Origin of the sequence: Bradyrhizobium hipponense (assembly GCF_008123965.1) — a bacterium.
Lineage (GTDB): Bacteria > Pseudomonadota > Alphaproteobacteria > Rhizobiales > Xanthobacteraceae > Bradyrhizobium > Bradyrhizobium hipponense.
This window is the reverse complement of record NZ_VSTH01000007.1, coordinates 50,836-63,436: the sequence shown is the minus strand read 5'-3', so window position 1 is coordinate 63,436 and position 12,601 is coordinate 50,836. Positions and strand designations below refer to the sequence as shown.

General features: G+C 64.3%; 11 protein-coding genes. 7 read left to right on the top strand and 4 right to left on the bottom strand.

Annotation, left to right across the window (positions count from 1 at the left end; all coding sequences use genetic code 11):
* The first annotated feature begins 61 nt into the window (after positions 1 to 61).
* From FXV83_RS00870 to FXV83_RS00855, 4 genes are all read left to right on the top strand, one after another.
* Positions 62 to 736: a helix-turn-helix transcriptional regulator gene (locus tag FXV83_RS00870; protein ID WP_148736838.1), complete on the top strand. Its 675-nt coding sequence runs from the start codon at positions 62 to 64 to the stop codon at positions 734 to 736.
* Between the two features lie 230 nt (positions 737 to 966).
* On the top strand, positions 967 to 1,980 hold the full coding sequence (locus tag FXV83_RS00865) for a helix-turn-helix domain-containing protein (RefSeq protein WP_148736836.1): 1,014 nt from the start codon (positions 967 to 969) through the stop codon (positions 1,978 to 1,980).
* A gap of 150 nt (positions 1,981 to 2,130) precedes the next feature.
* On the top strand, positions 2,131 to 3,132 hold the full coding sequence (locus FXV83_RS00860; protein WP_148736834.1) for a SphA family protein: 1,002 nt from the start codon (positions 2,131 to 2,133) through the stop codon (positions 3,130 to 3,132).
* 300 nt (positions 3,133 to 3,432) lie between these two features.
* Entirely contained in the window at positions 3,433 to 4,893 is a 1,461-nt protein-coding gene (locus tag FXV83_RS00855; protein ID WP_148736832.1) for an amidase, read from the top strand.
* A gap of 93 nt (positions 4,894 to 4,986) precedes the next feature.
* On the opposite strand, the gene FXV83_RS00850 is transcribed toward FXV83_RS00855, so the two are convergent.
* Genes FXV83_RS00850 through FXV83_RS00835 form a run of 4 tightly spaced genes read right to left on the bottom strand, consistent with a single transcriptional unit; the run spans position 4,987 to position 8,662 of the window.
* Positions 4,987 to 5,358 carry a hypothetical protein gene (locus FXV83_RS00850; protein WP_148736830.1) on the bottom strand — a complete coding sequence of 124 codons (372 nt, stop codon included), beginning with the start codon at positions 5,356 to 5,358 and terminating at the stop codon, positions 4,987 to 4,989.
* Between the two features lie 13 nt (positions 5,359 to 5,371).
* On the bottom strand, positions 5,372 to 6,724 hold the full coding sequence (locus tag FXV83_RS00845) for an aspartate aminotransferase family protein (RefSeq protein ID WP_148736828.1): 1,353 nt from the start codon (positions 6,722 to 6,724) through the stop codon (positions 5,372 to 5,374).
* A gap of 13 nt (positions 6,725 to 6,737) precedes the next feature.
* A complete protein-coding gene (locus FXV83_RS00840) occupies positions 6,738 to 7,451 on the bottom strand; it encodes an HAD family hydrolase (RefSeq protein ID WP_187435564.1) in 714 nt (237 codons plus the stop codon).
* Positions 7,400 to 8,662 (bottom strand): Tm-1-like ATP-binding domain-containing protein, encoded by a 1,263-nt coding sequence (locus FXV83_RS00835; RefSeq protein ID WP_148736917.1) that lies wholly within the window; start codon positions 8,660 to 8,662, stop codon positions 7,400 to 7,402. The genes FXV83_RS00840 and FXV83_RS00835 overlap by 52 nt, the downstream gene beginning before the upstream one ends.
* Before the next feature lie 215 nt (positions 8,663 to 8,877).
* Here FXV83_RS00835 and FXV83_RS00830 point away from each other — a divergent pair, with 215 nt between their 5' ends.
* From FXV83_RS00830 to FXV83_RS00820, 3 genes are read left to right on the top strand one after another with little or no spacing between them, the layout of a single operon-like run.
* A complete protein-coding gene (locus FXV83_RS00830; RefSeq protein ID WP_148736915.1) occupies positions 8,878 to 10,362 on the top strand; it encodes an aldehyde dehydrogenase in 1,485 nt (494 codons plus the stop codon).
* Entirely contained in the window at positions 10,359 to 11,747 is a 1,389-nt protein-coding gene (locus FXV83_RS00825) for a transaminase (RefSeq protein WP_148736825.1), read from the top strand. The genes FXV83_RS00830 and FXV83_RS00825 overlap by 4 nt, the downstream gene beginning before the upstream one ends.
* Positions 11,748 to 11,749: 2 nt before the next feature.
* Positions 11,750 to 12,547: an SDR family oxidoreductase gene (locus FXV83_RS00820; RefSeq protein ID WP_148736823.1), complete on the top strand. Its 798-nt coding sequence runs from the start codon at positions 11,750 to 11,752 to the stop codon at positions 12,545 to 12,547.
* Positions 12,548 to 12,601 lie beyond the last annotated feature (54 nt).

Here is a 12,601-nt window from a genome sequence, read left to right as displayed (position 1 = left end):
CGTTGTTGGCCATGCGACGCGCAGACGTCCGCCATCGGAGAAACATTCGGGGAGGTAGGTCATGATTGCGCTGTTGGGCCGGTCGGATCCGGCAACCACGCAGGCCGTCCAGTTCGCAAGAGGGATTCTCGAGGGGGCTGCGACCGTGTTTTACGAGGTCGACAGTAACCTCAATCTCAATCGCTTCGTGCTCTCAAGCGGCGTCCCGTCGGGTTTTCACGACCAGTATCTGGCCGGGATGAACCGGCTCGATCCACTGCATCCGCGTTCCGCAACCAATCAGCCAATTGCGCGGCTCAGTGTCGTCATCGGTCGATGTGCCACAAAGGAAGCGCTGACCTTCCGCACCTTCGCCGGACAGTGTGGTATCGCCGACATACTCGAATTCTTCTTCCGCCGTAACGATCGGATCGTGGCGGGGATGAGCGTGCTTTGGGGATCCGGTTGCAGGATCCCCGACGGCGCGATGAACATCGCCGAGAAGATCCACGATTATCTCGAGTTCAATTTGACGCGTTGCTTGGCGCCTTCGCCAGACGAGCCCGCGCGCTATGGCCTGACCTCACGTGAGCTCGAGGTCATCGACCTGCTCTGCTGCGGCCGGACCAATCGCGAGATTGGCGAGTGCCTGAATATCGGCCTCGCCACCGTGAAGACGCACCTGATCCATATCTTCGAGAAGCTCGGTGTCGAGACCCGCTCGGCCGTCGTCGCCCTGATGTCGCGACCACACTGAGTCTTACCTCGCTGAGCCTTGCCTCACTGAGTCCTGCCTCCACGACCCCATCCACCATCCGGTTGATTGCTGCCTCGTGCGCGGCGGGTTTAGAGATTGGCGTCGTTTTGGCTATTGAGGCCGATGCGGCCGCCGACATGACTTCTTTCCGGTGGTACGCAAGCTGTCCACCCAAGGGTTGATTGTTACCGTTCGGCACGTTCGCCAAGCTCGGTCTCAGGGAGCGCTTCATGGCGGACGTACCCGTTTGCAAGACGGAGCCTGGCAGCGTCATCGGTGTGTCGGTGGTGGGGTCCGTCGATGCGGCGGACCATGCCGGCCGCTTCCACGGCTGGGACCTGCGGATAGACCAGGTGTCGTCCGGGCGTTTTGCCGGGCGGCTCGTGATGATCCGGCTCGGCAGTCTCGAGATCATCAGGGAAACCATCTCGCAGGCGCTGATCAAGCAGGGCTCGGCTTGGCCGGATTCACTCGTCTTCAGCCTGCCGCTGGCGGCCTCCAACGAGGCGCATTTCAACGGTCGGCCCTTGGCCTTTCCGAATGTATTGCTCAGCGACGGAGCGGACCTGCCGCCCTTGCTGACGCCGACGCAGCTCGATGTGGTGTCGATAGCTATTGCCCGCAAACGCCTGACGTCGTTGCTCGAAACGCTTGGCGAGAGGCGGGCCGCCGACTTAGTTGCCGGTCATCGCCAGCAGAATCATTGCTTCACTGGATCGCCCGGCGCGCTATCGGCACTCCAGCATGGTTTTCGTGAGATCTGCGACCAGGGGAATCGACTTCAATCTGCGATCGGATTTGCCCGCGCGCGAGCGTCCGTCGAAGACGCCGTCGTTGATGCTCTCGCTGACATCCTGTCGGAAAATGCCTGGCGCGATGTCAACAGCGTGACTGCGCAAAAGCGGATTGTGGATCGAATCAAAGAGTGCGTGTTCGCTCATGCCGATGATCCTCCGAGCATCGCCGAGCTGTGCCGCCATGTCGGTGTCAGCCGCCGGACGCTGCAGGGCTGCTTTCAGGATGCGCTCGGGCTGACGCCGTTACAGTATCTACGCATGCTCAGGCTGAACGCCGTGCGTCGCGAACTGCGTGCGCTCGCCGCGGCGAGGCAACCGGTGTCAATCGGCGATGTTGCGGCGCGGTGGGGCTTTTGGCACTGGAGCCGCTTTACCGAAAACTATCGGCAGCTGTTTGGCGAGCTGCCGTCGCACACGGTGCGGCGTGTTCGATCTGCATCAGTTTAGGAATCTCGCATCAACGCCTCCGCGTTTGCCGAATCCGGATAACGCCGGTCAGCGGCCCGTTCCAAGATTTCGCCCGCAACTGCTGCGCCGCGCACGACCGGTCGTCGATCGGGACGTGACCGACGCAGCGATAACGGGGCTGGGGGCTACATGACGATCAACGGACGAATTGCTGCGGCGGCACTTGTCGCGGTCAGCGCGGGCGCAAACAGCGCCAATGCATTCGAGTTCGGTTCCGCCGGCTTTGCGCAAAAGCCCGGGATCACGCTCGGTGGCGGAACGGCCGGCGCACCGCCGCCCGGTCTTTACAGCTTCAACCAGGTTTTCACCTATCAGTCGAAACTTGTCGGTCCCGGCGCGCCGAATGTCGGTGGCGCGGCGACGCCGGTGCATACCGCAACCGAAGCGTCGGGTCTGTTGTGGGTGCCGGGCTGGACCTTATTCGGTGCGACTTATGATGCAGTCATCGTGCAGCCCTGGATCATGGTGGACGTCGGTTCGCCCATCAACGTCCAGCAAGCCGGCATGCACAACACCTACATCGTGCCGGCGGAGTTGAGCTGGAAGCTCGGCGACAGCGGCTTCTTCGTCAAGACCGGCCTCGGCATTTACGTGCCGAACGGTTCGATCAGCGGGCCAGCCGGACTGAACAGCGTCGGCAATCCCTGGTGGACCTTCCAGCCCGAACTGGTGGTGTCGTATTTGAAAGACGGCTGGAATCTGACGGCCAATCTGTTCCAGGAGATCAACACCGCGAACTCGATCACCGGCTATCGTTCCGGCGACATCTTCCACGCCGAATTCACGGCCACCAAGACGATTGGAAACTGGACGTTCGGGCCGGTGGCCTATTATGCCGGCCAGGTGACCGACGACAAGTCGAGCGCGTTCTATGGCAACGCGATCAACGTCAACCGGTACAATAACTGGGCCGGCGGCGGTTTGATCGGCTACAATTTCGGGCCGGCTGCGTTGACGGTCTGGGCCACGCACGAATTCTCCTCGACGGTGTCCGGCGGCACCGCCGGCCCGCCCGGCCTCGACACCGCCGCGATCACCAAGGGCTATTCGGTGTTCGCCAATCTGAGCTTCCGGCTGTGGGGACCCGATGCTCCCCCGCCGCCGACCAAGCGGCCGACCTTCACAAAGTAAGATGCTCACCCAGTTAAGTAGGCGGCAACACGTCCCGTTCTGCGGCGTGCAATGGGTAGCCATAAGGGAATCGCGTTGATCGTGGTTCCTTGGCGGCTTTGCCGTTTGCTGTTCAAAACGTGCTCGGCCGAGAGCATCCACCGCATGGTGGATTGTTCGTAACGGCGACATGCCGAACTTTTCGCTGATCGAGCAGTCGGTGCGCGATTGCATCGGTGTGCGCCTGCTCGACGTGCACCGCATGCCGCCATGCCCTGCGGCGGGCCTCGCGCTAAACGACGTATCGGAAGGGACACAGCGATGAAAAAGATCACTTACGCCACGGCTACTGATCTCGCCAAGATGCTCGCGACAGGCCGGATCAGCGCCTGCGAGTTGTTGGACGAAAATCTTGCGCGGGTGCGGCAGCTCAATCCACAGATCAATGCCGTGGTGGCGCTGGACGAGGAGGGTGCGCGCAGATCGGCCAAGGAGGCGGACGCTGCGCGGGCCCGTGGCGCCTCCCTCGGCCCGCTGCATGGCGTGTCGATGACGATCAAGGACACGTTCGCCGTCACCGGCATGACCGCGACTTGCGGGCTCGAACCGTTGCGCGACTATCGCCCGGCGATTGACGCGGCCGCGGTCGCGAAGCTGCGCGCGGCCGGCGCGATCATCTTCGGCAAGACCAATCTGCCCCCGGCGGCGGCCGACCACCAGTCCTGCAACTCTCTGTTCGGGCTGACGCGCAATCCCTGGAATGGCGACCGCACGGTTGGTGGCTCCTCCGGTGGTTCGGCGGCGGCGCTGGGGGCCGGCTTCACGCCGCTGGAGCTTGGCAGCGACATCGGCGGCTCGATCCGCGTGCCCTCGCATTTTTGCGGCGTATATGGCCACAAGCCGAGCTATGGCATCGTGCCGCTCGACGGACATATCCCGCCGCCGCCCGGCCATTTGTCGGAGCCCGAGCTCGCTGTCGTTGGTCCGTTAGCACGCTCTGCGTTCGATCTCGAACTGATGCTCGATTTGATTACCGACGCGCCGGAGCTGAAGCGGACGGCGTACCGCCTCGCGTTACCGCCGGCGCGGCACACGGATCTGCACGACTTCCGGGTTGCTGTCTGGAATGATGCGAAGGCCTATGCGCTGGATGGAGCGTATGCCGCCGCGATCGACGGGCTGGTCGAGGATCTGACGCGACTTGGGGTGAAAGTCGACACCACCGCGCGGCCGGCGATCGATCCGACGGAGAGCTTTCGCGTCTACATGCAGACCTTATTCGGTATCATCGGCGTGGGTGTCCCGCCGCCGGCGCGCGATGAGATCATCGCAGGTGGTAAGGCTGCGCCGGAGGGCAGCTATCCGCGCATGGTGGCGGAGGCGATGGGCCAGAGCCTTGCGCAATTCGCCGATGCCGCTGAGGCGCGCGAAAAACTGTTCCGCGCCTGGCGCGTGTTCTTCACGCACTATGACGTGCTGTTGTGCCCAATCACGCCGACGGTCGCGTTTCCGCATGATGTCGCGCGGATGGATCTGGCTGGGCAGTTCGAGCGTCGGATCGTCGTGAACGGCCAGCCGTCGCGCTACATGGACAATCTGATGTGGCCCGGCCTGGTGACGGTGGCCAACCTGCCGGCCACCGCGATCCCGACCCGGCGGCTGGTGGAGGGGCTTCCGGCCGGCGTCCAGATCGTCGGTCCTTACCTCGAAGACCGCACGCCGCTGAAATTCGCCCAGTTGCTCGAACGGGCACTCGGGGGCTTCATCCCGCCTCCTTTGTGAGTATGCCTGCAAAGGACGATCTTGTCGGGAGAGCGGGGTGGCCCTGATATCGCCGACGTCGTGGCTCAGGAGCGGTGCTTGCCGCAGCGATCGTCATCTTGCCGGCGTTGCATGCGGAAACCAGGGTTTCTCCACCGGCGTCGGCGTGCCATCCGATGGGCGACCTGACCGCAGGCGAGATTGTTGCTGATTGTTGCTGCCGTCGACCTTCTGCGCAGCACCGGAAAGTTCGACGCTGCCGCGCGGGTCGTGTCCATGACCATCGACGAGAATGCCAAGGACGAGATACGAGCCTGGCGGCCGGGACAGCCTTTTGCACGCCGGGCGGTGGCGACGCTGCTGGCAGCCGGGAAGCTCAACGAGGCACGGATTGATCTCGTCGCGCACAGTCTGGCCGGATGTGATGAGATCAGGGATCGGCAATCGGCGCTGACCGGAACGAACGCCGCTGTTCGCGCGGGCCATCGCCTGCGTCGCCTCAGGTGGCCGCTGACAGACCGGCGTCGATGCCTTGGACGATTGTCACCACGTCGACCGCCGAGAGGATCAGGGGCGGCGACAGGATGATATTGTTCCCGGAGACGCGGATCATCACCCCGGAGTCGTAGGTGGCGTCGGCGATCCCGGCGATCAGCTTCTTGTCGATCACCTTCTTGGTGTCGCGGTCGGCCACCAGCTCGATCGCGGCCATCAATCCCTTGCAGCGGACGTCCCCGACCAGCACATGCTTCGATTTCAGCTCTTCGAGGGCGGTGGCCAGCTCCTTGCCCCGGGCGGCGGCGTTCTCGTCGAGCCTGAGGCGTTTCGTTTCGGCGAGCGCCGCAATGCCCGCGGCGCAGCCGACCGGATGCCCGGAGTAGGTGTAGCCGTGCCCGATCGAGCCGAAGCTGGTGGTGTCGGCCTCGAACGCTTCAGCCACCTTGTCGCCGATCAAGGTCGCACCGAGCGGGAAATAGCCCGAGGCGATGGCCTTGGCGATCGTCATCATATCCGGCTTCACGCCCCACAGCCGCGAGCCCGACCAGGCGCCGGTCCGGCCAAATCCGGTGACGACCTCGTCCGCGATCATCAGGATGCCGTGACGGTCGCAGATCTCGCGCACGAGCGTCATGAAGCTATCGGGCGGCACGATGACGCCGCCGGCGCCGAGCACCGGCTCCATGATGAAGGCTGCGATCGTGTCGGCGCCCTGGAAGGCGATCTCATCCTCGATGTTCGCGGCGCAAAGCTGCGCGAGCTTTGCTGGATCGGTTTCATTGAAGGGATTGCGGTAAGTCCAGGGCGCGGGGACGTGGAACACGCCGGGTAGCAGCGGCTCATAGTTGCGGCGGAAATTTGCATTGCCATTGACCGAGGCGCCGCCGAAATGGGTGCCGTGATAGCCCTTCTTCAGTGCCAGGAATTTGGTGCGGTCGCTTTGCCCCTTGATCTTCCAGTACTGCCGCGCCAGCCGCAGCGCGGTCTCTACCGAATCCGATCCTCCTGACGTCAGGAAGGCGCGGACCATGCCTTCCGGCTTGAACCACTCGGTCAGCTCGTAGGCGAGCTCGATCGACGGACCGGTCGAGGTGCCACGAAAGCCGGAATAATAGGGCAGGGCATCGAGCTGATCCGCGATCGCCTGCTTGATGGGATCGCAGCTGTAGCCGAGATTGACGTTCCAGAGGCCACCGACGGCGTCAATCACCCTGCGGCCGTCGATGTCGGTGACATGCACGCCGTCGCCCTTCATGATGATGCGGGGCGGCTGCGCGCGCATCTCGGCGGGATGCGCCATTGGATGCCAGATCGGCTTGGCATTGGTCTCGATCAGGAAATTCTTGTCGCGCATGGTCTCTCTCGGCTCAGTCGAAGGTCAGTCCAAAATGCCGTAAGGCTTCGCCGTATGACGCGCGGGGATTCCTGACGTCGAACAACACGGTTCGCATGCTGCAGGCGGCGGCGCCCACGATGTTGCGGCGTTGGTCGTCGACGAAGACGCAATCCTCCGCGGCGAGTCCAAGCCTGTCGAGCACGTCCTCGTAGGCTCGCGGATCGGGTTTCAGGATACCGGTATGGGTCGCATCGACGATTGCCACGAAACGCTGCAGGATCGGCAGTCGGTGCCGGAAGGTCGCGCCATAGAACAGATCGAGCTCGTTCGAGAGGATGGCGAGCTTGAAGCCGGCGTCATCGACCATCCGGATGGCACGGTCCGCCTCGGGACGAATGACGGTTGCGGGATCGGCGCCGCGAGCGCGCTGCACGAGCGTCTCCATGGCCTGCCAGTCCTCGCCGAGCATGCGCCCGACCTCGCGGCTGCGCGTCAGCCAGTAGTCGCGCTCGGAAATATCTTCGCGCTGCATGGAGGCCCAGAGAGGATCAGTGTCAGGCGCAAAGGGCCCGAGCCATTTCAGCGTGCAGGGCGGTAGCCCCAGTGCCTGCTCGGTCAAATTATGGGTCTCGAACAGGGTCCTTGAGATGACCCCGCCGAAATCCAGCACCAGCGCGCGGGCGAGCGGCGGTTTCACGCGGCGGCCGTGGCCTGGCCGGCCGGCACGATGCCGGCCGCCACCCATTGATCGAAAATCTGCAGCACGCGCTCGGCGAAGGCGGGGTGGTTGATATGTTCCTTCAACTCGTGAAGTTCCACAGGGGAAGCGATGGCCGAGCGCATCTCGGAGACGAACGCCATCAACCCTTCGGGATCGTGCAGGGACTCACCCTCGCGGTCCCATTGCTGGATGCCGCCGGCCGGCAGCACGAATGCCACCGGCGCCTTGGCTTGCGCGAGCTTTTCGGCAATCGCGCGCGCGATCCGGCGGCGGTCGTCCGGACCCGACGTCGCCGAGGCGAGCAGGCGGTTGTGGGCGTGGAACGGACGATCGGCCAATTCCTTCGGCGTCGGCAGCCAGGCCGGAAAGTCCACCATGTCGATGGCGCCGGGCGCGACGATCTGCGGGATGCCGGCCTTGCCCGCATTCTCCAACCTGTCAGCGCCGGAATTCACCACCGAGCCGGTGAGCTGGTTGGCGAGTTCCTGCAGGCTCAAATCCAGCACCGCGGCAAAGCCGCCTTGCGCGGCGATCGATTCCATGGCGCGGCCGCCCATGCCCGTGGTGTGGAAGATCACGACCTCATAGCCGCGCCGTTCAAGCTGCGGCTTCAACTCCACCATGTAGTTGAGACAGCTCTTGCCGAGCGAAGTGATGGCGACGACGGGCCGATCCTTCTTCGGTCGGATCGCGCTGCGCGCTGCGCCGACGATGGCGCCGCAGGCCTGGGCCAGCACCGACGTGCAGGTGCCGTTGAGGCCATAGAGGCCGCCGGCCCACAGGATCATCATTAGGTCGGCTGCGATCCGCTCCGGCGGGATCAAGTGCGAGAATGCGACCGTCGAGACTACGAGCTTCGGCATGCCGAGCGGCAACGCCAGCGCTACGTCCAGCGCGAGATCGGTCCCCATGGTGCCGCCGATGGCGATGACCGCGTCGATCGCGTCGGCCTCAGCGAGCTCCCGGGCAAGGGTGGTGGCACCGCATGCCATCGCGGACATCGCAGAGTTCTCGTCACCGCTGGCGAGGATCGCGGCGATGGTCGTCTGCGTGGCCGCGGCGACGGCATGCTTGTCGTGCTGCGGGCGGTAGGGCGGATCGCCGAGCACGCTGATGTCCATCATCACGGTCTCTCCACCGGCCCGCGTGATGCAGTCGCGCATGAAGAGCAGCTCGTCGGCCTTGGTGTCGCCGGTGCCGATCAGGAGGATTCGCGGTTTCATGGTTTCGGGCATGACCTGGCAGGACTCACCGATGGCTGAGGGAAGAATGGAACGACGGGCCTGCATCAGAAGGCCGGTCATCAAGGCTTAGCCGCACGCTATGGGCGGCGGGTGCGCGACGACATCCACCCATCGGTTGATTGCCGCTCGGCCGTCGTTTTGGTGAGGATCAGACCATGCGAGCGGCGCACCTGACGCTGCTCATACCAGTGGTCAATTCACCCGACATGCAGCAAGTCCAGATCAATCAATTGAGGTCGACGGTCATTCCGCCCCAGCAGCTCTTTCTCGGTGGCCGGCCGACGGAAGCGCTCGGTGACGCGCGGCTCGACGTGCTGTCGCCGATCGATGGCCGGCGCCTGACCACCATTGCCGACGGTGACACCCGCGATATCGATCTGGCCGTGAAACTTGCGCGACAGGCGTTCAGCCATGGCGGCTGGTCGCGGTCGGCGCCGGCGCATCGGAAGAAAGTGCTGCTGCGCCTTGCGGAGTTGATCGAGCAACATGCGCTCGAGATCGCGGTGCTCGGCGTCCGCGACAACGGCACCGAGATCGGCATGGCCTACAAGGCGGAGCCGCTGTCCGCTGCCGGCACCTTCCGCTACTATGCCGAGGCCATCGACAAGCTCTACGGCGAGATCGCGCCGACCGGCCGCGACGTGCTCGGCCTCGTGCATCGCGAGCCGCTCGGTGTCGTCGGCGTGATCGTGCCCTGGAATTTTCCGCTGATGATCGGCGCCTGGAAGATCGCGCCAGCGCTGGCGGCCGGCAATTCGGTCGTGGTGAAGCCGCCGGAGATCGCCTCGCTCAGTTTGCTGTATCTGGCGCGGCTCGCCAGCGAGGCCGGTTTGCCCGACGGCATACTTAACGTCGTCACCGGCCGTGGCGCCTCGGCTGGGGAGGCGCTGGCGTTGCATATGGATGTCGATGCGCTGGCGTTCACCGGCTCGGGTGCGGTCGGGCGACGGCTGCTGGAGTCCTCGGCACGCTCCAACCTGAAGCGCGTCCATCTTGAGCTCGGGGGCAAGTCCCCGAACATCGTCTTCGCCGATGCGCCCGACATCAGTCACGCGGCAAAAGTGTCGGCGAATGGCATCTTCCGGAATTCGGGCCAGGTTTGTGTCGCCGGATCGCGGCTGCTGGTGCAATCATCGATCTATGACCGGTTCATGGATGAGCTGCTGAGCGCGACCGCGCGCCTTAGGGTCGGCGATCCCCTCGATCTGACCTCGGAAATCGGTGCAATCTCCAGCACCTCGCAATTGCGCCGCAATCTCGATGCCGTCGCGCTGGCGCAGGAGCAGGGCGCCAAGCTACTGACCGGTGGCGAGCAGATCCTGGCGGATAGCGGCGGCCACTTCATGTCGCCAGCGATCTTGGCCGATGTCGCACCACGGATGAATCTCTGGCGCGAGGAGGTGTTCGGCCCCGTTCTCGCCGTGACACAATTCGAATCCGAGGCGAATGCCGTGGCACTTGCAAATGAGTCGCCTTACGGACTCGCGTCGGCCGTGTGGACCAGCAACCTCTCGCGCGCGCACCGCATGGTTCGCGCCATTCATGCCGGGGTCGTGCACGTGAACGCCTACGGCGGGGCAGATATCACAGTGCCGCTGGGCGGCTTCAAACAATCCGGCTTCGGGCGCGACAAGTCGCTGCACGCGCTCGATGCCTATACCGACCTCAAGACAGCCTGGATCGCACTATGAACATTACTACTGAAGAGCGTGCCGGAGTCATCGATCGCCTGATCGATGCCGAGCAGGAACGCTTCCGCAAGATGCATCCGCGCTCCGCGGGCGCGTGGGAGGAAGGCAAGCGGCACTTCCTTTACGGCGGCCCTTCGCACTGGATGCGGCGTTGGGCCGGCGGTTTCCCCGTTTATGTCGACGAGGCCAGCGGCGCACATATTCGTGACATCGACGGCCATGACTACATCGACTTCTGTCTCGGCGACTCCGGCGGCATGTGCGGCCACGCGCCTGAAGCGGTAACCGACGCAGCACTCCGTCAGCTCAACCGCGGCGCGACCATGATGATGCCGACCGAAGACAGCCTGTGGGTCGGTGCTGAGTTGTCGCGCCGGTTTGGGCAGCGGCATTGGACGCTGACGACCTCGGCGACAGATGCCAATCGTGCGGCGATCCGGATCGCGCGGATGATCACCGGCCGTCCCAAGGTGCTGGTGTTCTCGGGTTGCTATCACGGCGGCGTCGAGGAGGCGCATGTCGAAATCCGCGATGGCCGCGTCGGCCTGCGGAACATGATTCATCCCAACGGAATCGATCACGACACCGTCACACGCGTGGTGGAGTTTAACGATGTCGCGGCGCTCGAGGCGGCGCTTGCGCATGGCGACGTCGCCTGCGTGCTGGCCGAGCCGCTGATGACCAATTTCGGCATGATCCCGGTCGATCCGGGCTTTCATCGTGCGTTGCGCGAACTGACGCGGCGGAGCGGCACGGTGCTCGTGATCGACGAGACCCACACGCTGTCCTGCGGCCCTCGCGGCTACACTGGAATCCATGCCCTGCAGCCCGACATCTTCGTCGCAGGCAAGGCGATCGCGGGCGGCATTCCGGCCGGCGTGTTCGGGCTGAACCAGGAGATCTCCGAACGTCTCTGGGCCATCATGCCCCATGTCAATCCGCGCGAGCGTCAATCCGCCCATTTCGGTTTCGGTGGAACGCTCGCCGGCAACGCACTGACGGTCGCAACCATGCGCGCCGTGCTGGAAAAGGTGCTGACCGACGAGAAGTATGGCCGCATGATCGTGGCCGCGACCCGGCTTGCCGACGAGATCCGTGGCTTGATCGAGGCCAATCGTTTGCCCTGGCATGTCACCCAGATCGGCGCGCGTGCGGAAATCATGTTCATGGCGCAGCAGCCGCGCAGCGGCGCCGATGTTATCGCCGGCCGGCAGGCCGGCCTCGAAACGCTGCTGCACGCGTTCTACATGAACGAGGGCATTTTGGTCACGCCGTTCCACACCATGTTGCTGATGTGTCCAGCGACGTCGGATGCGGACATTGCGCGGCACACCGCGGTCTTCGTCGGTTTCATCGATCTCCTGCGCAAGTTCGGAGTGATCTGACCATGCAGCGTCCCTTCGACCTTTCAGGCAGGATCGCCATCGTGACCGGCGGAGGCAGGGGCATTGGCGCAGCCATCGTCACGCGCCTGGCGGAGGCCGGCGCCACCGTCGTGATCGCCAACCGCACGCGGGAGGTTGCGGAAGCCCTCGCGGCGGAGCTTGCGATCAATGGATTGACGGTGCATTGCGTGCCGTTCGATGCGCTCGACCGTGCCAGCCTGCACGCCATGGTCGACCGCGTCGCAGGACGATATGGCCGTCTCGACATCGTCGTTCATAATGCGGGCGGCTGTCCGTGGTCGTCGCTGGAGGAACTGGACGAAGCCAAGCTGGAGGAGGCGCTGGCGCTGAACCTTAATGCCAGTTTCTGGCTGGCGCAGGCGGCCATCTCGCATATGCGCGCCAACCGCTTTGGGCGCATTCTCGTGACATCCTCCGTGTCCGCGCGTGTTGCGATGGGTGGTGGCGCGCATTACTCGGCGGCGAAAGCCGGCGTCAACGCCTTCATCCGCGGCGCGGCGTTCGAACTGGCGCGCGACGGCATCACCGTCAACGGCGTCGAGGCAGGGTTCATTGCCAAGCCGGGCCGCGGCACGATGAGCGCGCCGGAGACGCGAGCGAAGCTCGAGCGTTTCGTCCCGCTCGGTCGGATGGGGAGTGCCGACGATATCGGTTACGCGATGCTCTATCTGGCTTCCGTCGAAGCGGGATACATGACCGGGCAGACCATCGTCGTCGATGGCGGCAGCACGCTGCCCGAGACCGGTTTTGCGGTGGAGCGGCAATGGGGCCTTGGATGACGGCGCGGCTCGCGGGAAAACCGCATTGATCACAGGAGCGGCGACCGGCATCGG